This is a genomic window from Luedemannella helvata (assembly GCF_039528415.1).
Lineage (GTDB): Bacteria > Actinomycetota > Actinomycetes > Mycobacteriales > Micromonosporaceae > Luedemannella > Luedemannella helvata.
The window spans coordinates 63,594-86,351 of record NZ_BAAALS010000016.1; the positions used below are offsets into that span (position 1 = coordinate 63,594).

The 22,758-nt window shown below is 70.8% G+C and carries 22 protein-coding genes; 12 read left to right on the forward strand and 10 right to left on the reverse strand.

All coding sequences use genetic code 11. The features are described 5' to 3' along the window. The 5 genes from ABD191_RS17215 to tkt form a co-directional block, all read right to left on the reverse strand. The gene (locus ABD191_RS17215) at positions 1–1,002 is read right to left on the reverse strand and encodes a glucose-6-phosphate dehydrogenase assembly protein OpcA (protein ID WP_344082785.1); all 1,002 of its coding nucleotides are present in this window, start codon (positions 1,000–1,002) and stop codon (positions 1–3) included. Positions 1,003–1,030: 28 nt separating this feature from the next. Beyond that, positions 1,031–2,575, reverse strand: coding sequence for a glucose-6-phosphate dehydrogenase (zwf, locus tag ABD191_RS17220; RefSeq protein WP_344082787.1), 1,545 nt, complete (start codon positions 2,573–2,575; stop codon positions 1,031–1,033). A 73-nt stretch (positions 2,576–2,648) separates the two neighbouring features. Next, positions 2,649–4,283 (reverse strand): glucose-6-phosphate isomerase, encoded by a 1,635-nt coding sequence (locus tag ABD191_RS17225; protein WP_344082789.1) that lies wholly within the window; start codon positions 4,281–4,283, stop codon positions 2,649–2,651. Next, positions 4,283–5,386 carry a transaldolase gene (gene tal / locus ABD191_RS17230; protein WP_344082791.1) on the reverse strand — a complete coding sequence of 368 codons (1,104 nt, stop codon included), beginning with the start codon at positions 5,384–5,386 and terminating at the stop codon, positions 4,283–4,285. The genes ABD191_RS17225 and tal overlap by 1 nt, the downstream gene beginning before the upstream one ends. 17 nt (positions 5,387–5,403) lie before the next feature. Beyond that, a complete protein-coding gene (gene tkt / locus ABD191_RS17235) occupies positions 5,404–7,515 on the reverse strand; it encodes a transketolase (protein ID WP_344082793.1) in 2,112 nt (703 codons plus the stop codon). Between the two features lie 287 nt (positions 7,516–7,802). On the opposite strand from tkt, the gene ABD191_RS17240 reads away from it, so the two are divergent. The 4 genes from ABD191_RS17240 to ABD191_RS17255 all read left to right on the forward strand — a co-directional run bounded on the left by ABD191_RS17240 (position 7,803) and on the right by ABD191_RS17255 (position 10,787). Next, positions 7,803–8,762, forward strand: coding sequence for a heme o synthase (locus ABD191_RS17240; RefSeq protein ID WP_425560739.1), 960 nt, complete (start codon positions 7,803–7,805; stop codon positions 8,760–8,762). A 190-nt stretch (positions 8,763–8,952) separates the two neighbouring features. After that, on the forward strand, positions 8,953–9,285 hold the full coding sequence (locus ABD191_RS17245) for a hypothetical protein (protein WP_344082797.1): 333 nt from the start codon (positions 8,953–8,955) through the stop codon (positions 9,283–9,285). A gap of 73 nt (positions 9,286–9,358) precedes the next feature. After that, complete coding sequence (locus ABD191_RS17250) at positions 9,359–10,243, forward strand: ATP-grasp domain-containing protein (protein WP_344082949.1); 885 nt, start codon at positions 9,359–9,361, stop codon at positions 10,241–10,243. A 43-nt stretch (positions 10,244–10,286) separates the two neighbouring features. Further along, complete coding sequence (locus ABD191_RS17255) at positions 10,287–10,787, forward strand: hypothetical protein (RefSeq protein ID WP_344082799.1); 501 nt, start codon at positions 10,287–10,289, stop codon at positions 10,785–10,787. A 292-nt stretch (positions 10,788–11,079) separates the two neighbouring features. Here ABD191_RS17255 and ABD191_RS17260 read toward each other — a convergent pair whose 3' ends face one another. Next, positions 11,080–12,015 (reverse strand): COX15/CtaA family protein, encoded by a 936-nt coding sequence (locus ABD191_RS17260; protein ID WP_425560740.1) that lies wholly within the window; start codon positions 12,013–12,015, stop codon positions 11,080–11,082. Between the two features lie 116 nt (positions 12,016–12,131). On the opposite strand from ABD191_RS17260, the gene ABD191_RS17265 reads away from it, so the two are divergent. The 8 genes from ABD191_RS17265 to ABD191_RS17300 are packed head-to-tail and all read left to right on the forward strand — an operon-like array spanning position 12,132 to position 18,665. Beyond that, positions 12,132–12,821, forward strand: coding sequence for a helix-turn-helix transcriptional regulator (locus ABD191_RS17265; protein ID WP_344082803.1), 690 nt, complete (start codon positions 12,132–12,134; stop codon positions 12,819–12,821). A gap of 2 nt (positions 12,822–12,823) precedes the next feature. Continuing rightward, complete coding sequence (gene sufB / locus ABD191_RS17270) at positions 12,824–14,236, forward strand: Fe-S cluster assembly protein SufB (protein WP_344082805.1); 1,413 nt, start codon at positions 12,824–12,826, stop codon at positions 14,234–14,236. Between the two features lie 16 nt (positions 14,237–14,252). Continuing rightward, positions 14,253–15,422, forward strand: a complete 1,170-nt coding sequence (gene sufD / locus ABD191_RS17275) for a Fe-S cluster assembly protein SufD (protein ID WP_425560741.1) — start codon at positions 14,253–14,255, stop codon at positions 15,420–15,422. 5 nt (positions 15,423–15,427) lie between these two features. Next, entirely contained in the window at positions 15,428–15,763 is a 336-nt protein-coding gene (locus tag ABD191_RS17280; protein ID WP_344082953.1) for a non-heme iron oxygenase ferredoxin subunit, read from the forward strand. Next, on the forward strand, positions 15,760–16,533 hold the full coding sequence (sufC, locus tag ABD191_RS17285; RefSeq protein WP_344082807.1) for a Fe-S cluster assembly ATPase SufC: 774 nt from the start codon (positions 15,760–15,762) through the stop codon (positions 16,531–16,533). Before ABD191_RS17280 ends, sufC begins: the two co-directional genes overlap by 4 nt. A 13-nt stretch (positions 16,534–16,546) precedes the next feature. After that, positions 16,547–17,857, forward strand: a complete 1,311-nt coding sequence (locus ABD191_RS17290; RefSeq protein WP_344082809.1) for a cysteine desulfurase — start codon at positions 16,547–16,549, stop codon at positions 17,855–17,857. Next, positions 17,857–18,330, forward strand: coding sequence for a Fe-S cluster assembly sulfur transfer protein SufU (gene sufU, locus ABD191_RS17295; RefSeq protein ID WP_344082811.1), 474 nt, complete (start codon positions 17,857–17,859; stop codon positions 18,328–18,330). Before ABD191_RS17290 ends, sufU begins: the two co-directional genes overlap by 1 nt. After that, complete coding sequence (locus ABD191_RS17300; RefSeq protein ID WP_344082813.1) at positions 18,327–18,665, forward strand: metal-sulfur cluster assembly factor; 339 nt, start codon at positions 18,327–18,329, stop codon at positions 18,663–18,665. Before sufU ends, ABD191_RS17300 begins: the two co-directional genes overlap by 4 nt. A gap of 90 nt (positions 18,666–18,755) precedes the next feature. On the opposite strand, the gene ABD191_RS17305 is transcribed toward ABD191_RS17300, so the two are convergent. From ABD191_RS17305 to ABD191_RS17320, 4 genes are all read right to left on the reverse strand, one after another. After that, on the reverse strand, positions 18,756–20,366 hold the full coding sequence (locus ABD191_RS17305) for a SulP family inorganic anion transporter (RefSeq protein WP_344082815.1): 1,611 nt from the start codon (positions 20,364–20,366) through the stop codon (positions 18,756–18,758). Between the two features lie 15 nt (positions 20,367–20,381). Further along, positions 20,382–21,065: a cysteine hydrolase family protein gene (locus tag ABD191_RS17310; protein ID WP_344082817.1), complete on the reverse strand. Its 684-nt coding sequence runs from the start codon at positions 21,063–21,065 to the stop codon at positions 20,382–20,384. A gap of 163 nt (positions 21,066–21,228) precedes the next feature. Then, positions 21,229–21,858 (reverse strand): LysE family transporter, encoded by a 630-nt coding sequence (locus tag ABD191_RS17315; protein WP_344082819.1) that lies wholly within the window; start codon positions 21,856–21,858, stop codon positions 21,229–21,231. Between the two features lie 56 nt (positions 21,859–21,914). Next, positions 21,915–22,748 carry an HAD family hydrolase gene (locus ABD191_RS17320; protein WP_344082821.1) on the reverse strand — a complete coding sequence of 278 codons (834 nt, stop codon included), beginning with the start codon at positions 22,746–22,748 and terminating at the stop codon, positions 21,915–21,917. Between the last annotated feature and the right edge of the window lie 10 nt (positions 22,749–22,758).

A 22,758-nucleotide genomic window follows, 5' to 3' on the forward strand; every position in this document is an offset into this window, starting at 1 on the left:
CTACCCCGCCGCCGTGCCGTTGGTCTCCTCGGCGCGCGCCTCGAGCGCCGGGTCCTGCCAGATGTGCACCCGGGTGCCGGGCCGCTCGTGCAGCCCGCTCAGTCCGGCCAGGGCGCCGAGCGCGTCCGAGTAGATCTGGTCCGCGTCCAGCCGGCGCAGCTCCTCGGCCAGTTCCTCGCCGAGCGGCCGGCGGGTCAGCGGCAGGGCGTGGTCGGGTTGCCCGCTGCGGCGGAACACGGCCGCGTCGTCGTCGCGCATGAGGCTCAGCTCGTCGCCGTTGCGGCAGGTCAGCGTCACCGTGCGCATCCGGGGCGCCGCGTTGTCGACGATGAGGGCCGGCTCGATTCCCAGCCGCGACTTCAGCCAGCCACGCATGAGCGCGGCCGTCGGGTCCTTCTCGGGCGCCGTCACCGAGGCGGCCACGATCGAGGCGTCGACCGTGTCGAACGCGCTTGCCACGAGGGTGCGCCACGGGGTGATCCGGGTCCAGGCCAGGTCGGTGTCGCCCGGGGCGTAGTCCGTGGCGCGCTCGTGCAGCGCCGCGATCGGGTCGGGCGCCTGCTTCGCGTCCGTCACCCGCCGGTCGGCCACGACCCCCAGGAAGTCGTACGCGATGCGTTCCGGCGGCTGCCCGTGCCACCACGTCACCACGGGTACGTCCGGGGCGAGCAGCGGCATGACCACCGACTCGGCGTGCAGCGCGAGGCGCCCGTACATCCGCATGACGACAGCCTCGCACGGCCCCAGGCGGCCACCCACGATGATCTCAGCGTCGAGGCGGCTCGTGTTGCGCTCGATGTCGGAGCGCACCACGATCAGCACCCGGCACGGGTGCGCGGACGCCGCGATCGTCGCGGCGGCCTCCGCCTCCCGGACGTGCTTCTCGTCGACCACCGTGATCATGGTGAGCGCCAGGCCGCTGGTGACGCCGCCCGCGCTGCGCCGCTCGGCGGCGAGTGCCTTGACCACCTCTGTGCCGGTGGTGTCCCACAGCCCGATCATGCCGCAACCCCCAGGTAGAAAGTCGTGCTCACGCGCGCCGCCATGCCCGCCCGGTCCGGGCCAGCATCTCGTCCGCCGCGCGGGGGCCCCACTCGCCAGCCCGGTAGGGTTCCGGCTTCACGCCCGCCCACGCCTCCTCCAGCGGGTCGATGACCCGCCAGCCCGCCTCCACCTCGGCGGCGTCCGGGAACAGCGTCCGGTCGCCGATGAGGACGTCGAGGATGAGCCGCTCGTACGCCTCGGGGGAGGAGTCCGTGAACGCCTCGCCGTACTGGAAGTCCATGGTGATGTCGCGGACCTCCATGGCCGTGCCCGGCACCTTGGAGCCGAACTTCAGCGTCACGCCCTCGTCGGGCTGCACCCGGATGACCAGCTGGTTGTTGCCGAGCATCTCGACGTCGGTCGGGTGGAAGGGCAGGTGCGGCGCCTGCTTGAACAGGATCGCGATCTCGGTGACCCGTCGTGGCATGCGCTTGCCGGCGCGCAGGTAGAACGGTACGCCCGCCCACCGGCGGTTCTGGATGCCCAGCGTCAGCGCGACCCACGTCTCGGTGGTCGAGTCCGCCGGGACGTTGTCCTCTTCGAGGTAACCCTTGACCCGCTCGCCGGCCACCCAGCCCTGCAGGTACTGGCCGCGTACGGTGTCGGCCGCGATGTCCTTGGGCAGGGTGATGGCGCGCAGCACCTTGAGCTTCTCGGTGCGGATCTCCGCCGCGTCGAAGCCGGTCGGCTCCTCCATGGCGACCATGGCGAGCAACTGCATGAGGTGGTTCTGCACCACGTCGCGGGCGGTACCGGTGGCGTCGTAGAACGCCCCCCGGCTGCCGATGCCGACGTCCTCGGCCATGGTGATCTGCACCGAGTCGATGTAGCGGCTGTTCCACACGGGCTCGAACATCGCGTTGGCGAAGCGCAGCGCCAGGATGTTCTGGACCGTCTCCTTGCCGAGGTAGTGGTCGATGCGGAACACGTCCTCCGCGGTGAACACGTCGTCGACCAGGTCGTTGAGCTGCTTGGCGGTCTCCATGTTCTCGCCGAACGGCTTCTCCACGACCACCCGCCGCCAGCCGCCCGACCGGGCGTTGGAGGCCAGGCCGGTGCGGCCCATCTGCTTGAGGACGGTCGGGAACGCGGTCGGGGGGATCGACAGGTAGAACGCGGCGTTGCCGTGGATGCCGTGGCTGTCGCGCATCGCGTCCAGGCAGGCGCACAGCCGGTCGAACGCGGCGTCGTCGTCGAACGAGCCGGGTACGAACTGGATGTTGCCCGACAGGCGCGCCCATACCTCGTCGCGCCAGGGCGTACGGGCGTGCTGCCGGGCGGCCTCCTTGGCGAGCGCCTCGAAGTCCCCGTGCGACCAGTCGCGGCGGGCGAAGCCGACCACGACGAAGCTGGGCGGCAGCAGGCCGCGGTTGGCGAGGTCGTAGATGCCCGGGATGAGCTTCTTGCGGGCCAGGTCGCCCGTCACGCCGAAGATGACCAGCGCGCACGGCGCGGGGATGCGGGGCAGCCGCCGGTCCTGAGGATCACGTAGCGGGTTGTGCGACTGCGGTTGCTCCGCATTCTCTGCCATCAGCCCTCCAGGCTCGATGATCCTTATTGACCACCGGCGCCGGGGTCGCCGGCGCCGGTGTGCTGCGTGTCCGCTAGGCGCCGAGCTGGCGCGCCGCCTCGAGCAGTTGGGTCACGCCGGCCGCGCGGTCGGTCAGGTGCAGCCGCAGCAGCGGCCGGCCCCGGCCCGCGAGCGCCTGCCGGTCGCCGGCGGCCTGCGCCGCCTGCAACTGCCCGAACGTGTACGGCTGGCCGGGCACGTCGAGATCGTTGACGACCGCGCCGGTGATCTGCAGGTACGCGCCGACCTGCGGGCCGCCCTTGTGGTACTGCCCGGTGGAGTGGAGGAACCGGGGGCCCCAGCCGAAGGTGACCGGGCGGCCACTCGCGCGGGCCAGCTCGGGGCGCACCCGCGCCGCGTCGGCGTCGCCGAAGCGGTCCAGGTAGGCCATCACGGCGACGTACCCGTCGGAGCCGGCCGCCGCCAGCAGCGCGGTCAGCGCCTCGGCCAGCGACGCGGGCGACCCCAGGTTCGCCGCGTACACCTCGACGGCGCCCTCGGTGAACGCCGGCGTCTCGTCGGGTGCCCCGCCGGTCAGGATCGCCTTGGTGTTGTCCTTGCTCTCGGTCACGTTCGGCTGGTCGAACGGGTTGATGCCGAGCACCCGCCCGGCGAGCGCCGTGGCGACCTCCCAGGCGAGGAACTGCGCGCCGAGCGGCCCGTTGACCGCGACGTGCGGCGCGACGCCGCCGCCCGGGAACGTGGCCGGCGGCAGGGCGCCGCCCGTGGTCACCGTGAGGACGTCGTCGCCGGTCGCGCCGGGGGAGGTCGGCGTCTCCACGACGACCGGCAGGATGCCCCTGGACAGCTTGCCGGTGGACTCCGCGATGAGCTGCTCGGCCCAGTCGCCGAGGCCCGTGATGCCCGTACCGTCGTCGACGAGCGCGACTTTGTCCCGGCCGGCCAGCGCGGCGGCGCCGAGCGCGGCGCCCAGCGCGAGGGCGGGGTTGTCGGCGTCGGCCGCGATCGTGCGGCCCAGCTCCTCGGCCTGGTCGAGCAGTTCGGCCACGTCGGCGCCGGCGAGCGCGGAGGGCACCAGGCCGAACGCGGTCAGGGCGCTGTACCGGCCGCCCACCTCGGGGTCGGCCAGGATCACGTGGGCGCCCATCTCGCGGGCGGTGGCCTCCAGCGGCGAACCGGGGTCGGTGACGACCACGAAGTGCCGGCCGATCTCGGCCGCGGGCAGCCCGGCGTCCGCGAACGCCTGCTGGTACGCCCGGCGGTGGCTGTCCGTCTCCACGGTCGAGCCCGACTTGCTGGCCACCACCACGACCGTGCGCTCGAGCCGGTCGGCCAGCGCGGTGCGCACCTGGTGCGGGTCGGTCGTGTCGAGCACGGTCAGCGGCAGGCCCAGGGTCAGCGCGATCACCTCGGGGGCCAGCGACGAGCCGCCCATGCCGGCGAGCACCACGTGGTCGAGGTCGGCCAGCTCCTCGCGGAGCGCGGCCAGCGCCGGCACCAGCTCGCGGCTGCGCTGGTAGGTGTCCACCCAGCCGAGCCGGATCTTCGACTCGGCCTCGGCGTCCTCGCCCCACAGGGTCGGGTCCTTCTGCGCGAGCAGGCCGGGGACCCCGTCGGCCACGAGCTGCTCGCGGGTACGGTCAGCGCCTTCGACCTGGCCCGCGCCGCGGACGGTGAGCCCGCCCGCGGCCTCGACGGAATCGTCCATCACACGGCCTCCAGCTGGGCCTTCACGGTGGCCAGCAGCTCGACCCAGCTCGCCTCGAACTTCTCCACGCCCTCGCGCTCCAGCACGGCCACGACATCGTCGTAGTCGATGCCGAGAGCGGCCAGCGAGTCCATGACGACCTGCGCCTGCGCGTAGGACGCCTGGGCGATGTTCGGGGTGGTCTCGCCGTGGTCGGCGTACGCGTGGATGGTCGGCTCCGGCATGGTGTTGACCGTGCCGGGGGCGACGAGCTGCTCGACGTACATGACGTCGCGGTAGTCGGGGTTCTTCGTCGAGGTGGACGCCCACAGCGGCCGCTGGGGGTGCGCCCCGGCCGCCGCCAGCTCGTCCCACTGCACGGTCGAGAAGAGCTGCTCGTAGTGCTGGTAGGCGAGCTGGGCGTTGGCGATGGCCGCCTTGCCCCGCAGCGCCTTGGCCTCGTCCGTGCCGATCTTGTCGAGGCGCTTGTCGACCTCGGAGTCGAAGCGGGAGACGAAGAAGGACGCCACCGAACCGATCTTGCTCAGGTCGTGGCCGTTGGCCCGGGCGAGCTCCAGGCCGGACAGGAACGCCGCCATGACGGCGTCGTACCGCTCAAGGCTGAAGATCAGGGTCACGTTGACGCTGATGCCCTTGCCGAGCACCTCGGAGATGGCCGCGAGACCGGGCAGGGTCGCCGGGATCTTGATGAACAGGTTCTCCCGGTCGACGAGGCGCCACAGCTCCTCGGCCTCGGCGATCGTCTTCTCGGTGTCGAACGCCAGCCGGGGGTCGACCTCGATCGACACACGGCCGTCCACGCCGCCGGAGGCGTCGTACGCGGGCCGCATGATGTCGCACGCGTTGCGCACGTCGTCCGTGGTGAAGGCCCGGATCACCGCCTCGACGTCGGCGCCGGCCGCCTTCAGCTCGCGCAGCTGGGCGTCGTAGTCGGCCGCCTCGGACAGCGCCTTCGCGAAAATCGTCGGGTTGGTCGTCACGCCCACGACGTGCTGCTCGCGGCGCAGCGCGTCCAGTCCGCCGGAGGTGATGCGGGCGCGCGAGAGGTCGTCGAGCCATACGGCCACCCCGGCGGCCGAGAGTTCTGCCAGCCTGTCAGTCATTGCCGTCTCCCTTGCGACTAGTTGCCGGTGGTGGTGCCGGTGATCTCGCCGACCTTCGCCAGCGAGGCGTGCGCCGCGGCGACCACGTGATCGGGCGTGAAGCCGAACTGCTCGAAGATCACCTGGTACGGCGCGGAGGCGCCGAAGTGCTCCAGGCTGACCGTTTCGCCACAGTCGCCGACCAGGTCCCGCCACGACATGGCCACGCCGGCCTCGACGCTGACCCGCGCCTTGATGCCGCGCGGCAGCACCTTCTCGCGGTACGCCTGGTCCTGCTCGCGGAACCACTCCTGACAGGGCATCGACACGACCCGGGTCGGGGTGCCGGCCGCCTCCAGCCGCTCGCGGGCGGTGAGGCAGATCGAGACCTCGGAGCCCGTGCCGATGAGGATGACCTGAGGTTGTCCATTGCCCGCCTCGGCCAGGATGTAACCGCCCTTGGCGACGCCCTCGGCCCCGGCGTACTCGGACCGGTCGATGACCGGCAGCGCCTGGCGGCTCAGCGCGAGCGCGCTCGGGCGGTCGGTGTGCTCCAGCGCGACCCGCCAGGCCCACGCGGTCTCGTTGGCGTCGGCCGGGCGCACCACGTCCAGTCCCGGAATCGCCCGCAGCGCGGTCAGCTGCTCCACCGGCTGGTGCGTCGGGCCGTCCTCGCCGAGGCCGACCGAGTCGTGCGTCCAGACGTAGATGACCGGCAGCTTCATGAGCGCGGCCAGCCGCACGGACGGGCGCATGTAGTCGCTGAAGATCAGGAAGGTGCCGCCGTACGGGCGGGTGCCGCCGTGCAGGGCGATGCCGTTGAGGATCGCGCCCATGCCGTGCTCGCGGATGCCGAAGTGCAGCGTGCGCCCGTACTCGTGGCCCGGGAACTCCTTGGTGGCGAACTCGGCCGGGACAAACGACGGCTCGCCCTTCATGGTGGTGTTGTTGCTCTCGGCCAGGTCGGCCGAGCCGCCCCACAGCTCCGGCAGCACGCCGGCCAGCGCGTCGAGGGTCTTGCCGGACGCGGCGCGGGTCGCGATGCCCTTGGGGTCCGCGGGGAACTGCGGCAGCGCGTCGGTCCAGCCCAGCGGGAGGGTACGCGTCGACAGCCGGTCGAACAGCGCCTTGCCGTCCGGGTTGCCGCCGGCCCAGTCGTCGAAGGTCTTCTGCCACTCGGCGTGCGCCGCACGGCCCCGGCTGGCCAGCTCGCGGGTGTGCGCGATGACGTCCTCGGCGACCTCGAAGGTCTGCACCGGGTCGAAGCCGAGCACCTCCTTGGTGGCGGCGACCTCGTCCTTGCCGAGCGCCGAGCCGTGGATCTTGCCGGTGTTCTGCTTGTTCGGGGCCGGGAAGCCGATGATCGTGCGTAGCGCGATGAACGACGGCTTGTCGGTGACCGCCTTGGCGGCCTCCAGCGCCTGGTAGAGCGCCTCGACGTCCTCGTGGTACCCGTCCGGGGTGCGCCAGTCGACCGTCTGCACGTGCCACCCGTAGGCCTCGTAGCGGGCGGCCACGTCCTCGGACTTCGCGATGCGGGTGTCGTCCTCGATGGAGATCTCGTTGTCGTCCCAGAGGAAGATCAGGTTGCCCAGCTTCTGGTGGCCCGCGAGGGCGCTCACCTCGTGGCTGATGCCCTCCTCGATGTCGCCGTCCGAGCAGAAGGCGTAGATGTAGTGGTCGAACGGGCTCGTCCCGGCCGGGGCGTCCGGGTCGAGCAGGCCCCGCTCGCGGCGCGCGGCCATGGCCATGCCGACCGCGTTGCCCAGGCCCTGACCCAGCGGGCCGGTCGTCGTCTCGACGCCCGGGGTGTGCCCGTACTCCGGGTGGCCCGGCGTCAGCGAGTTCCACTGGCGCAGCGACTTGAGGTCGTCGAGCTCCAGCCCGTACCCCGAAAGGTAGAGCTGGATGTAGAGGGTGAGGCTGCTGTGGCCGCACGACAGGACGAACCGGTCCCGACCCGCCCACGACGGATCGGTGGGGTCGTGCCGCATGACCTTCTGGAAGAGCAGGTAGGCCGCGGGCGCGAGGCTCATCGCGGTGCCAGGGTGGCCGTTGCCGGCCTTCTCCACGGCGTCCATCGCCAGGACGCGGACGGTGTCGACCGCCCGGCGGTCTAGGTCAGACCAGTCAAGAGGGCTGGTTGTCACGGCTGTTGTGCTCCTCGCGCGGACGGGCCCGCCGACGCGATCATGCCGCGTCGGACAAAGGGCGGTTAGGCCATCAGGAAGAGGCTACTCAGGTGACGCGACCGGGACGCGTCGCGCCCCGCACGGTCCGCAACGCGGGATGTGAACCTCCGGTGCGGCTGAGCGGCCGGGGTGCCGCAGCGCTCCCGCAGGCCAGGCGTACCCTGTTGGCATTCCCCAGCCCGAGCGACGCCGGAAGGTAACCAGATCGCAGTGACAGCCCTGGAGCCAGGCCGGCGGGTGCCCGCGTGAGCACGGTAGCTAATCGGCCCGTTGAGGCAGCGCAGATTCAGACGCGTCCCGTGGAGACCGTTCCGGTCGCGGCCGCCCGTTCCCGGATGGCTGTCGTGCGGGCCTACGTGGCCCTCACCAAGCCGCGGATCATCGAGCTCCTGCTGGTCACGACCATCCCGGCCATGCTGCTGGCCGACCGTTCGGTGCCGTCGCTGTGGCTCATGGCGGTCGTCCTGCTCGGCGGCGCGCTCGCCGCCGGCGCGGCCAACGCGCTGAACTGCTACATCGACCGCGACATCGACCAGCTCATGCGGCGTACGTCGCGCCGGCCGCTGCCGGCCCACACGGTCTCCGACCGCAGCGCGCTGGTGTTCGGCCTGGTGCTGGCGGTCGTGTCGACCGCCCTCATGGCCGTCTTCACGAACCTGCTGGCCACGGCCCTGACGGTCGCCGCGATCGTCTACTACGACGTGATCTACACCATGTGGCTCAAGCGCACGACGCCGCAGAACACCGTGTGGGGCGGCGCGTGCGGCTCGGCGCCGGTGCTCATCGGGTGGGCAGCCGTCACGGGTTCGCTGTCGTGGCAGGCGTGGCTCATGTTCGCGATCGTCTTCTTCTGGCAGCCGCCGCACTTCTACGCGTTGGCGATCAAGTTCAAGGACGACTACGCGCGCGCCGGCATCCCCATGCTCCCGGTGGTGGCTTCGCTACGCCGCGTAGGGGTCGAATCCGTGATCTACGCGTGGCTCACCCTGATCACGTCGGTTGCGCTCTGGTTTACCGGAATGACCTACTTGTACGGGGCCATCGCGGTCGTGACGAGCGCCCTCTTTGTTCTCGAAGCGCACCGGATGCTGGGCCGGATTCGCAGGAACGAGCAGGTCAAGCCCATGCGGCTGTTCCACTGGTCGACCTCGTACCTCACGATCCTGTTCGTGACTATCGCGATCGATGCCCTAATTCAGTCGTGAAACGCCCGAAGCCTGCCGGGCGCGCAAATTCCTCGATATCAACGAGCCGTCATCACCGACAGTTACGGCAGTCTTAGTCGGATATTTCCTGGCAATGCACATCAAACTCACGAGCGATTTTCGTAACACAGCTCACACCTGTGTCTCTGATAGGCCCCGTACGGCCCTGAGCGTGCCTAGGCTGCGAGGTATGGCAGATGGTTCCGATACGACCTTGACCGCAATGCCGGCGTGGGCGACGTCCCTTAACGGGCTCGTCGCTGGCATCCGGAACTTCGCCTCCGTCCACGGCGGGGCGACGGCGGTTATTGAGTACGTCGGCAAGCGCGGTGCCCGCATCGTGCTGGTCGGCCAGGACGGCGCTTGGGGCGACCAGTTCGCCGAGGCGACGGACGTGGCACGCTACGCCTGTGAGAAGGCCGGCGTGACCGTGGAGAACGAGTGGGAGAGGGAGTTGATGGAGCAGATCCGCCCCAGCAACGACCTCTGGCGCTCCATGGGCCGGCGCACGCTGGCCCGTTGAGCATCGTTCTCCCCTGACTCCAGCAGGAGTAACTGCGAGACATTCTCGCAGTTCGGATAGGGTCACTGACGTGATCGCCAACCATGCGACCCGGGCGAAAGCCCGGGTCGCACTCATTACCTGTCGGGACCTGGCGGACCTGGAGGACGACGACCGGCTCGTCATCGCCCCGCTGAACGCGCGGGGCGTGGCCGCCGAGCCGGTCGTCTGGGACGACCCCACGGTGGACTGGGCGCTCTATGACCTGGCCGTGCTCCGCTCGCCGTGGGACTACGCCCGCCGCCGCGACGAGTTCGTCCGCTGGGCGGCGTCCGTACCGGCCCTGGCCAACCCGGCCGCCGTCGTCGAGTGGAACACCGACAAGCGCTACCTCGCCTCGCTGGCGGCGGCCGGTGTGCCCGTCGTCCCCACCACCTGGGTCGAGCCGGGCGAGCAGGTCGACCTGCCGACCTCGGGCGAGTGGGTGATCAAACCGGCGATCAGCGCGGGCAGCGTCGACACGGGCCGGTACGACCTCTCAGACCCCGCGCACCGGCCGCTCGCCTCGGCCCACGTGGCCCGGCTGTCCTCCGCCGGCCGGGTGACCATGCTCCAGCCGTTCCTGCCGGCCGTCGACAGCTACGGCGAGACCGCGATGATCTACCTGGGCGGCCGGTTCTCCCACGCGATCCGCAAAGGCCCGATGCTCGACGGCCCGGACCTGGGCGTCGAGGGCCTCTACAAGGAGGAGGTCATCACCGCCCGCACCCCGACCGTCACCGAACACGCGGTCGCGGACGCGGTCCTGGCGGCGGCCCCCGGCGACCTTCTCTATGCCCGCGTCGACCTGATCCCGGGTCCCGATGGTTCCCCGATCCTGGTGGAACTCGAGCTCACCGAGCCGTCCCTGTTCCTCGCGTACGCCGACGGCGCCGCCGACCGCCTGGCCGCAGCCATCACCCGCGCCCTCCCGACCTGACGCGGCGCGCGCGCCACCCCAGAGGCCCGCCAAAGTCGTGCTTTTGGCGGGGCTGTGGGTGGTGTGGTTCGCCAATGTCGTGGTTTTGGCGGGGCTGTGGGTGGCGTGGTTCGCCAATGTCGTGGTTTTGGTGGCGAGGTCGGCGGTGTGGTTCGCCAATGTCGTGGTTTTGGCGGGGCTGTGGGTGGTGTGGTTCGCCAATGTCGTGCTTTTGGCGGGGCTGTGGGTGGCGTGGTTCGCCAATGTCGTGGTTTTGGTGGCGAGGTGGGCGGTGCGGTTCGCCAATGTCGTGGTTTTGGCGGGGCTGTGGGTGGCGTGGTTCGCCAATGTCGTGGTTTTGGCGGCGAGGTCGGCGGTGCGGCTCGCCAAAGTCGTGCTTTTGGCGGCGAGGTCGGCGGTGCGGCTCGCCAATGTCGTGGTTTTGGCGGGGCTGTGGGTGGTGCGGTTCGCCAATGTCGTGGTTTTGGCGGGGCTGTGGGTGGCGTGGCTCGCCAAAGTCCTGCTTTTGGCGGGACTCCGGGGGCGTGGCTCGCCAAAGTCGTGAGTTTGGTAGCGGGTCTTCCCCGTGGCGGCGCCGTCTGGGTGGGCGGCCGGGATGTACCTCGGCACGGACGGTTCGACGTGGCACGCGGTCGGCGTCCCCGGGGCGGCGGAGGCGCGACGCTTCTGCGCCCGTGCGGTCCCACCGGGGCGGTGTGCCTGATCTGGCCGACCCCGCCCGGCGCGATCACGGTTGAGCGCACGGGTGACGGCGCTGTCACCTGGTCACCGGGAGGCTTCAACGGCTGGTTCACCCCGCGCGGCGGCCTCCCTCCGCCGGACGGCGCCGCGGCGCGTCAGACCCGGGCCAGGACCGCGGCGGGGGAGACCGGAACGACGTCGGGCGCGACCGCGCGGGCGCGCAGGACGTCGTAGAGCGCCAGGGTGGCGATCCAGACGAGGCAGGCGCCGCCCATGTGCATCGCGACGAGCACCTCGGGCAGGTGGGTGAAGTACTGCACGAAGCCGATCAGCCCTTGGGCCAGCTCCACGCCCAGCAGGATTACCGCCCGGCGGATCGGCCCGCCGGTGGCGCGCACCACGAAGATCATGGCGATGGACAGGCCCAGCAGGAGCATGACCACGTCGACGTGCAGTTGGGAGATCATTTCGGGGTCGAGGCCCGTGCGGTGGGCGTTCTCGTCGCCGGCATGGGGGCCGCTGCCGGTCACCACGACCCCGGCGACCAGGACCAGGGCGCTGACGAAGACCAGAACCTGGCCGAGCCGGCGTACGGCCGAAGGCGCTTGCCACGACGGCGCCGCAGCCGCGCTCGTGGCGCTGACCAGCGCGTACGCCGCGGCGATGACCGCCATGGACCCGAGGAAGTGCAGGCCCACGACCCACGGGTTGAGGTCGGTGAGCACGGTGAAGCCGCCGATGACGCCCTGCAGCGGGATGCCGGCGAAGACAAGCAGGGCCAGGCGGGTTTCGGACCAGTCGCGGCCGCCGCGGCGGCGGCGGATCTCCGCCAGCACCACGCAGAGGACCGCGAGCGCCCCGACCACGAAGGTCAGGAGGCGGTTGCCGAACTCGATCACGCCGTGGTGGCCCATGGCGGCCGTGGTGACGTAGGACTCCTCGGTGCACCGGGGCCAGGTGGGGCAGCCGAGGCCGGAGCCGGTCAGCCGCACGACGCCCCCGGTGATCACGATGCCCACGTTGGCGGCCAGGGAGGCCAGCGCGAAGCGGCGCAGCAGGGTACGGGAGGCGAGGCTTGACACGTGGCCCATCGTACGGAGTGCCCTGAGGTGGTTCGGATCACCCGGCCCCCGGTTTGCGGGCGTCCGGCGAAATACGTAACGTAAAGGTTGTGAAAACCCTGGCAAGGTCAACTGAGGCGCCCGCCGTGGCGCCCGTTTCGCCTGCTCAGGGTGACCGTCGCACCCGCACCCGGGTCGCCGCGCTGCTCCTGGAGCACGGCGGCGCGACCGCTGGGGAATTGGGCGAGCAGCTGGGGTTGAGCCCCGCGGCCATCCGCAAGCACCTCGATGCCATGCTCGCGGACGGTCAGGTCGTCGCCCGCGAGCAGCCCGCGCGGGGACGCCGGGGCCGACCGGCCAAGATCTTTTCGCTCACGGACGCCGGCCGGGTGGCGTGTGGGCCGCATCACTACGACGACCTCGCCGGTGAGGCCCTGCGCTGGATCGCCCGCGAGCACGGCGACGCGGCCGTCGCCAGCTTCGCGGCGGCGCTGGTCAAGGCCCTGGAGCACCGTTGTGAGCAGGCCATGGGCCAAGGCGGTGACGACCCTCTCCTGCGGGCGGAGGCGCTCGCCGGTGCCCTCTCGGCCGAGGGTTACGCTGCCAGCGCCACCGTGATCGCGTCGGGCGGGCAGCTCTGCCAGCACCACTGCCCGGTCGCCCACGTGGCCGCCGAGTTCCCGCAGCTCTGCGAGGCCGAGACCCAGGTGATCTCCCGCCTGGTCGGCACGCACGTGCAGCGACTCGCCACGATCGCCAACGGCGACGGCGTCTGCACCACCTACATCCCGACCCGCCCGTTGCCGATCGCCGTCAAGAGAGCCGAGAAGGTATAGCCATGACCGAAACTGCCGCTGACCAGCTCGCTGGCCTGGGTACCTACGAGTACGGCTGGGCCGACACGGACACCGCCGGCGCGAACGCCCGTCGGGGCCTCAACGAGGAGGTCGTGCGCGACATCTCGGCCCGCAAGAACGAGCCCGAGTGGATGCTCGACCTGCGGCTCAAGGGCCTGCGGCTGTTCGACCGCAAGCCCATGCCCAACTGGGGCGCCGACCTCACCGGCATCGACTTCGACAACATCAAGTACTTCGTCCGCTCGACGGAGAAGCAGGCCGCGAGCTGGGACGACCTGCCCGAGGACATCAAGAACACGTACGACCGGCTGGGCATCCCCGAGGCGGAGAAGCAGCGCCTCGTCGCGGGCGTCGCCGCTCAGTACGAATCTGAGGTGGTTTACCACAAGATCCGTGAGGACCTGGAGCAGCAGGGCGTCGTCTTCCTCGACACCGACACCGGCCTCAAGGAGCACCCGGAGCTGTTCAAGGAGTACTTCGGCACGGTCATCCCGGTGGGCGACAACAAGTTCGCGTCGCTGAACACGGCCGTGTGGTCGGGCGGCAGCTTCATCTACGTGCCGAAGGGCGTGCACGTGGAGATCCCGCTGCAGGCCTACTTCCGGATCAACACCGAGAACATGGGCCAGTTCGAGCGGACGCTGATCATCGTCGACGAGGACGCCTACGTCCACTACGTCGAGGGCTGCACCGCGCCGATCTACTCGTCGGACTCGCTGCACTCCGCGGTCGTCGAGATCATCGTGAAGAAGGGCGCCCGCTGCCGGTACACGACCATCCAGAACTGGTCGAACAACGTCTACAACCTGGTCACCAAGCGCGCCGTGGCGCACGAGGGCGCGACCATGGAGTGGATCGACGGCAACATCGGCTCCAAGGTGACGATGAAGTACCCGGCCGTCTACATGGTCGGCGAGCACGCCAAGGGCGAGGTGCTCTCCGTCGCCATGGCCGGCGAGGGCCAGCACCAGGACGCCGGAGCGAAGATGGTGCACGCCGCGCCGCGCACCTCCAGCACGATCATCTCCAAGTCGATCGCCCGGGGCGGCGGCCGCACGAGCTACCGGGGCCTGGTCCAGGTGCTGGAGGGCTCCAGCGCCAGCAAGTCGACCGTCAAGTGCGACGCGCTGCTGGTGGACACGATCTCGCGCTCCGACACGTACCCCTATGTGGACATCCGCGAGGACGACGTGGCCATGGGCCACGAGGCGACCGTCTCGAAGGTCTCCGAGGACCAGCTCTTCTACCTGATGAGCCGCGGCCTGTCGGAGGACGAGGCCATGGCCATGATCGTCCGTGGCTTCATCGAGCCGATCGCCAAGGAACTGCCCATGGAGTACGCGCTGGAGCTCAACCGGCTGATCGAACTGCAGATGGAAGGGGCTGTGGGCTGACCGGCCCGACCGCACGATGACTCAGACACTCATGCCCGAGCAGGCCGAGGCCGGCAAGCCCGCCAAGACCAAGTCGCAGAGCCTGCGCTCGTTCGACGTCACCGACTTCCCCGCGCTCACCGGGCGCGAGGAGGAGTGGCGGTTCACCCCGCTCAAGCGCCTGCGGGGCCTGGCCACCGCGGACGGCTCGGCGCCCGCGGGTGCCGGGCTCCTGCGGGAGTACGCCGACCTGCCGGCCGGCGTCACCGTCACCACGGTCGACACGTCCGACCCTCGGGTCGGCTCGGCGCTGACCCCGTTCGACCGGATCAGCGCCCTGGCCTACGGCCACGCCGCGCAGTCGCAGGTCGTGTCCATCGCGCGCGGCGCGGAGCTGTCCGACCCGGTGCTGCTGACCGTCACCGGCGCCGGGGCCGACGGGCTCACCTTCGCGCACACGCTGATCGACGTCGGCGCGCTGGCCGAGGCGACCGTCGTTCTGGAGCAGACCGGCTCGACCACCCTGGCCGACAACGTCGAGGTGATCGTCGGCGACGGGGCCCGCCTCACGCTGGTCACGGTCGCCGACTGGGCGCCCGACGCGGTGCAGGCCCAGCACCTCAAGCTCAAGCTCGGCCGCGACGCCAAGGTGAGCCACGTGCAGGTGTCGCTGGGCGGCGACCTGGTGCGCCAGTACACCTCCGTGGAGTACACGGGCCGTGGCGGCGACGCCGACCTGTTCGGCCTGTACTTCGCCGACGGCCCGCAGCACATCGAGCACCGCCTCCTGGTGGACCACTCGGTGCCGGACTGCCGCAGCCACGTCACCTACCGGGGCGCGTTGCAGGGCAAGGGCGCGCACACGGTCTGGGTCGGCGACGTGCTGATCCAGGCGGACGCCACGGGCACCGACACGTACGAGGTGAACCGCAACCTGGTCCTGACCGACGGGGCGCGCGCCGACTCGGTGCCCAACCTGGAGATCGAGACCGGCGAGGTCGCCGGCGCCGGCCACGCGAGCGCGACCGGCCGTTTCGACGACGAGCAGCTGTTCTACCTCATGGCCCGGGGCATCCCGGAGACCGACGCCCGGCGCCTGGTGGTGCGCGGCTTCTTCGCCGAACTGCTCGGCAAGATCCCGGTCGAGTCCCTGCGTGAGCGCCTCGCCGGGGCGGTCGAGGCACGCTTGTCGGAGGCCGGGGCGTGAGCGAGTTGACCTTCGTGCGCGCGTGCGCGGCGGCCGACGTCGCCGTGGGTCACGCCGTGCCCATCGACCTGGACGGCACCGAGATCGCGGTGGTGCACGCCGAGGACGGCACCTTCTACGCCGTTTACGACGAGTGCTCCCACCAGTCGGTGCCGTTGTCCGAGGGCGAGGTCGACGGCTGCACCCTGGAGTGCTGGCTGCACGGGTCCCGCTTCGACCTGCGCACCGGCGCGCCGTCCGGCCCGCCCGCCACCGAGCCCGTACCCGTCTATCCCGTCGAGGTCCGCGACGGCGACATCTACGTCAGTCTGACGCCGAGTAATGGAGTTGTAGCACCATGAGTGAACTCGTAATCCGCGACCTTCAGGTGTCGGTGAAGCTGCCCGAGGGCGAGCTGAAGCCGATCCTGCACGGGGTCGACCTCACGGTGCGGGCCGGCGAGACCCACGCCATCATGGGCCCCAACGGCTCCGGCAAGTCCACGCTGGCGTACTCGATCGCGGGCCACCCCAAGTACGAGATCACCGGCGGCTCGGTGACCCTCGACGGCCAGGACGTGCTCGCCATGACGGTGGACGAGCGCGCCCGCGCGGGCCTGTTCCTGGCCATGCAGTACCCGGTCGAGGTGCCCGGCGTGTCCGTCGCCAACTTCCTGCGTACCGCCAAGACGGCGGTCGACGGCGAGGCGCCGAAGCTGCGCACCTGGGGCGGGGAGCTCAAGGGCGCCATGGAGCGCCTCGGCATGGACCCCGCGTTCGCCCAGCGCAACGTGAACGAGGGCTTCTCCGGCGGCGAGAAGAAGCGGCACGAGATCGTGCAGCTGGAGCTGCTCAAGCCGAAGATCGCCGTCCTCGACGAGACCGACTCCGGCCTCGACGTCGACGCGCTGCGCGTCGTCAGCGAGGGCGTGAACCGGGTGCGCGACACCGGCGACACCGGCGTCCTGCTGATCACGCACTACACCCGGATCCTGCGGTACGTGAAGCCGGACCACGTGCACGTGTTCGTCGACGGCCGCATCGTCGAGGAGGGCGGGCCGGAGCTGGCCGAGCGCCTCGAGGAGCAGGGCTACGACCGCTACAAGGTCGGCGCGGGGCCGGCTGCCGCCTGAGCGAGGAGAACGCATGAGCGCCACGTCGACCGTCATCCCCTCGGGGATGCCGCAGTACGAGGGCCAGCCGCGCTTCGACGTGGCCAAGATCCGCGCGGACTTCCCGATCCTGGATCGGGAGGTCAACGGGCACCCGCTGGTCTATCTCGACTCCGGCAACACGTCGCAGAAGCCGCGCCAGGTGATCGACGCGATCAACGAGCACCTGGCCCGGCACAACGGCAACGTGTCCCGCTCGGTGCACACGCTGGGCACGGAGGCGACGCTGGCGTACGAGGGCGCCCGGGCCAAGGTGGCCGCGTTCATCAACGCGCCGTCGGTCGACGAGGTGGTCTTCACGAAGAACTCCACCGAGGCGATCAACCTCGTGGCGTACTCGTTCCTGAACGCCTCCCTGTCGCCCAAGGGTGACCCGCGCTTCACGCTCGGCCCCGGCGACGAGATCGTGATCTCGGAGATGGAGCACCACTCCAACATCGTGCCGTGGCAGCTGCTGGCCGAGCGTACGGGCGCGACGGTGCGCTACCTCGGCATCACGGACGCCGGCCGCCTCGACGAGTCCAACCTCGACGAGGTGATCAACGAGCGCACGAAGATCGTTTCGATCGTGCACTACTCGAACATCCTCGGCACGATCAACGCGACCAGCCGGATCACCGCCCGGGTGCGCGAGGTCGGCGCGTTGCTCATGCTGGACTGCTCGCAGTCCGTGCCGCACCTGCCGATGGACGTCGTCGCGTACGACGCGGACTTCATCGCCTTCACCGGGCACAAGATGTGCGGCCCGACCGGCATCGGCGTGCTGTGGGGCCGCGGCGAGCTGCTCGCCGCGATGCCGCCGTTCCTCGGCGGCGGCTCCATGATCGAGACGGTGGCCATGAGCGGGTCCACCTTCGCCCCGCCCCCGATGCGCTTCGAGGCCGGCACGCCGCCGATCGCCGAGGCCGTGGGGCTCGGCGCCGCGGTCGACTACCTGTCCGCCGTGGGCATGCAGGCCATCAGCTGGTACGAGAAGCAGCTCACCGCGTACGCCTTGGACGCCCTCCAGGCGGTGCCCGGGCTGCGCCTGTTCGGGCCGAAGGTTCCCGTCGGGCGCGGGGGTACGCTTTCTTTCGACCTCGACGGCATCCACCCCCACGACGTGGGGCAGGTCCTCGACGCGGAGGGCGTTCAGGTGCGCGTGGGTCACCACTGCGCGCGCCCCACCTGCGTGCGCTTCGGCGTTCCGGCCATGACCAGGGCATCGTTGTACCTGTACAACACGACCGACGACATCGACGCCCTCGTCCTCGGCCTGGAAAAGGTTCGGAAGGTGTTCGCGTAATGCAGCTCGACCAGCTGTACCAGGAGATCATCCTGGACCACTACAAGAAGCCGCGTGGTCGGGGCCTCCGCGAGCCGTTCGACACGGAGGCGCACCACGTCAACCCGACGTGCGGCGACGAGGTGACCCTGCGGGTGACCCTCGACGGCGACCGGATCACGGACGTCTCCTACGAGGGCATGGGCTGTTCGATCAGCCAGGCCTCGGCGAGCGTCCTGCACGAGCTGATCGTCGGCAAGCCGGTGCCGGACGCGCTGACCCGCGTGGAGGCGTTCACCGAGCTGGTCGGCGGTCGCGGCCAGGTGGAGCCCGACGAGGCCGTCCTGGAGGACGCGGTCGCGTTCGCCGGCGTGGCCAGGTACCCCGCCCGGGTGAAGTGCGCGCTGCTGTCCTGGATGGCGTTCAAGGACGCCCTGGCGCGCGCGGTCGACCCGAGCGACGACAACAGCGGCGAGATCAAGGTGGGGGCATGAGCGAGATTACGAGCGCGTCGGTGGCCGATGTCGAGGAGGCCATGCGCGACGTCGTCGACCCGGAGCTGGGCATCAACGTGGTCGACCTGGGCCTGGTGTACGGCGTACACATCGACCAGGAGAACGTCGCCACCATCGACATGACGCTGACCTCGGCCGCCTGCCCGCTCACCGACGTGATCGAGGAGCAGGCCCGCGCCGCCCTGACCGGCGGCCCGGGTGGCGGCATCGTGAGCGACTTCCGCATCAACTGGGTGTGGCTGCCGCCGTGGGGCCCCGACAAGATCACCGATGAGGGCCGCGACCAGCTGCGCGCCCTCGGCTTCAACGTCTGACCGCCTTTGGCTGTCGAGGTTATGGATTCTTTGGCCGACATAGCGACTCATTGAATCCATAACCTCGCGGTGGCCTTGTGGGGTAATCGGTCAGGTGGTCGCCGGCTCCGGTTCGCGAGCGGGGAGCGGGGTGTGCTCGGCGTCCAGGGCCAGCTCGTCGGCGTCCGGCTCGCGCGGGGCCGGGCGGGTCAGCGCGAACAGGCCGCAGATGGCCGCGAGGAACAGGTACCCCAACGCGACCGGGCCGTTGGCGTTCCAGGCGATCTCCGGCGCGTGGATCAGGCCGATGAAGGACAGCAGCGCGCCGGCCGCCGCGAAGATCGCGGCCCACAGGAACCGTTTGTCGATGATGAACGCGACGATCGCGCCGAGGATCAGGCCGACCAGGATGGCGCCATGGCCGAGCGTGTTCAGCCCGGCGTAGAAGACACCCGCGTTGGCGAGCGCCTCGTCGCCCACGGCCGCGGCGGTCGTACCCGCCGCGCCGAGCACGTTGTCGATGAGCCCGGCCGCCCACGAGGCGATGTTCGGGATGAGCGCCGCGACCACGGCGGCCGCGTGGATGCGCGGCGTGTGCTGGAACGCCTGCGCGCCGATGAGCAGGCCGATGTAGAGCAGGATCGGCACGATCGCCGGCAGCGGCAGGATCGCCCCCAGCAGGCCGAACAGCCCGAAGAAACACAGCAGCGCGATCGCCACGCCGGTGGCCATGGAGTAGCCGCTGCGCCCGCCCGCCTTCTTCCAGCCCGGGTGGCCGATGTAGACGGCCGGCGGGAACGGCGAGCCGAGGCACGCGCCGATGAGCGCGCCCGCCCCGTCGGCGAGCAGCACGCTGCGCAGGTTGTAGCTGTCGCCGGCCGCCGCCGCGCTCTCCACGTTGGACATGCCCTCCGTGAAGTTGTAGACGCCGAGCGGGATCGCGGTCGCGAGCAGCGGCCCGATGTCGGCCAGCCCGCTGCCGAGCAGGTCGAAGTGGAAGCTGGGCAGCGCGAACGCGATGTCCTTGGCGGCCGCCGTCACGTCCGGCGCGGACATGACGCCGCCCACCCACGCGATGGCCGTACCGACCAGCAGCGCGGCCAGGCTGATCGGGATGTTGCCGGGCAGCCTGACGTCGGTGAGCAGGCCGATGAGCAGCAGCGCGAACACCGGCAGGGCCACCCACGCGAGCGCCCACATGCGGGCGGCCGGCAGCATCGAGATGAACGTGATGGAGATGCCGGCCAGCGTCCCCAGCAGCGCGGCGCGGGGGGCGAACCTGCGGATGACCGGGCCGACGAACGCCCCGATCAGCACGATCACGCCGATGATGAACGCCCAGGCGAGCCCCGCCTGCCACGCGCGTACGGCATCTTTGGTCTGCAGGTAGATCGGCAGCATGATGAGGAAGACCACGATGAACATGTGCGGCACGCTCGGCCCGTACGGCATGGCCGTGACGTCGCTGCGGTTCTCGCGCGCGGCCAGCCGCCGCGCCAGGTACGTGTAGTAGACGTTGCCGGCCACGAGGGCGATGCCGAGCGCGGGCAGGATCGTGCCGTAGACGTCGTTCGCCGGCAGGTGGACGACGCCGATGCACAGCGCGGTCAGCGTGAGGACGTTGACGAGAACGTTGATGCCCAGGCCGGAGAAGGCATTCGTGTCGCCCCGGACCCACAGGGGCAGGTTCGGATTGCGGTTGATGGAGGGGAGTTTGACCATGGCGCACTCCTCACGTCAGACGGGAACCTTGGCCTCCCGGAGGGCCTGCAGGAAGTCGGTCGAGGTGGCGACCCAGCCGAAGATGCCACCCTGCGCGGCGACCATCTCCAGGCCCACGCGCTGGAACTCGGGGAAGTACGAGCCGACGCAGTCGGACAGGACCAGGCACTCGTACCCCCGGTCGTTGGCCTCCCGCACGGTGGTGTGCACGCACACCTCGGTGGTCACGCCGACGACGACGAGGCTGGTGATGCCCTTGTCGGCGAGCAGGTCGCCCAGTTCGGTGGCGTAGAAGGCGCCCTTGCCGGGCTTGTCGATGACCGGCTCGCCGGGCGCGGGGGCCAGCTCGTCGACGATGTCGTGGCCCTCTTCGCCGCGGATCAGGATGCGCCCGCGCGGTCCCGGGTCGCCGATGCGCATGCTCGGCTTGCCGCGCCGCAGCTTGGCGGGTGGGCAGTCCGACAGGTCGGGCAGGTGGCCCTCGCGGGTGTGGATGATGAACAGGCCGAACTCCCGGCAGCCGGCCAGCAGCGCCTCGGTCGGCGCGATCGTGCGACGCAGTTGCTCGACGTCGTTGCCCAGGCTCTCCCCGAAGCCGCCGGGCTCCAGGAAGTCGCGTTGCATGTCGATGACGACGAGCGCGGTCGTCGCCGGATCGAAGGTGAACGGATAGGGAAGTGCGGGAACCGTTGCCGACATGCGGACCCTCAATTCGTTGGATCCCAGCTTGGATACAACTGATTCTCAGCAGCCGCGTTTCCGGCGCCGGCTTCCCGTGTAACGGCCCGGTGACGGGCCGCGCACATCGCTCGCGTCAGCCGGCGACTCATTGGCACCGTGAGTCGACGACTCGCTCGCGCCGTCAGCCGGCGACGAGCCACACCGCCAGCGCGGCGATGACGACGCTCGACACGACCGCCGTGACCAGCCGGCCGCGCGGGCCGGTGAGCAGCCGGCCGATCGCGGTGCCGCCGGCCGCGAGCAGCAGTTGCCAGCTCGCCGACGCGACGAACGCGGCCGCCACGAAGACGATTGAGGCGGCCACCGAGCCGTCACCGGCCGCCTGCCGCCCGATCACCAGCGCGGCGAAGTAGATGATGGTCGCCGGGTTGAGGATCGTGAGTCCCAGCAGCGCGAGATAGGCGCGGCCCGGGGTGCTCAACCCGCTCGCCCGGGTGCCCGCCGCCTGAGCCGGGCCGCGGTGGTGACGGATCGCGGAACCGGCCGTCCGCACCGCGATGACGAGCAGCGCGGCGGCCGCGATCCACCGCATCGGCGTGGCGACCGGCTCGATCGCGGCGGCCAGCGCGGCCCCGCCGAGCACGGCGGCCAGCGCGTAGAGACCGTCGGCCGTGGCCACGCCGAGCGCGCCGCCCGCTCCGACGGCGAACGACGTCCGGGCGGTGAGGCTCACGATGAGCACGGCGATGGCCCCGACGGGCACGGCGATCCCGTACCCCGCGAGCACCCCGGAAATCAGCGCGTCGACCACGCCGGCACTGTCCCAGAAACGCCCCGACTACTCGACCGAGTTACGGACGCGCCGCCTCACGCGAGCGCGGCGGCGAGCAGGTCGCGGAAGGTCTCCATCGTGGGGACGGTCGCGTCCGGGGCGTACCGGGGGTTCGCCGAGTGGCCCAGCGCGGCCGCCTCTTCGCCCGCCCGCGCCGGCGGCCGGTCGCTCGCGACGGGCGGGCCCGGGTCGGCACTCGGCGCCGGGCCGTCGTAGACGTGCACCGCCGTCGCCACGCCCGCCCGGCGCGCGCACAGGATTCCCCGGCTGAGCTGGTCGTCGATGAACCACGCGGCGTCCGCCGGCACGCCGCCCAGCGCCTGCAGCGCGAGGTGCGCGAAGCGCGGGTTCGGCTTGCGGATGCCGATCTCGTCGCTGTAGAGCTGCGCGGCGAACAGCGACGCGAGCCCTTCACGGTCGAGGAACGACCGCATCGCCGCCCCGCACAGCGTGTTGCTCACCACGGTCGCCGGCACCCCCGCCTCCCGCGCCAGCTCCAGCGACTCGCGCACCCCCGGCCGGACCTGCCACGCCGAGCCCCGGTCGATCCAGATCCGGACCAGCTCGGTGGCGTGCGCGGCGACGGCCGCCCGCGCGTCCGCGGGCCAGTCGGCCGCCACGAAGTCGGCCCAGAACCGCTCGTGCGTCAGTTCCTCAGGCTCAGGAGTACGGGCGAGAGCGTCGCGCCAGTGCGAGTACGCCCGCCGGCCCGCCGTCACGTCCGCCGTGATCTCGTCGGCGCTCAGCGCCCCGCCGACCACCTCGGTGACCCGCTGGACCAGCGCGGGCAGCCAGTCCGACCGACCGTCGGGGGTGTCGGCGAGCACGCCGCCGAAGTCGAACAGCAGAGCTTTCGGGCGTACGAGCATGGGTTGATCC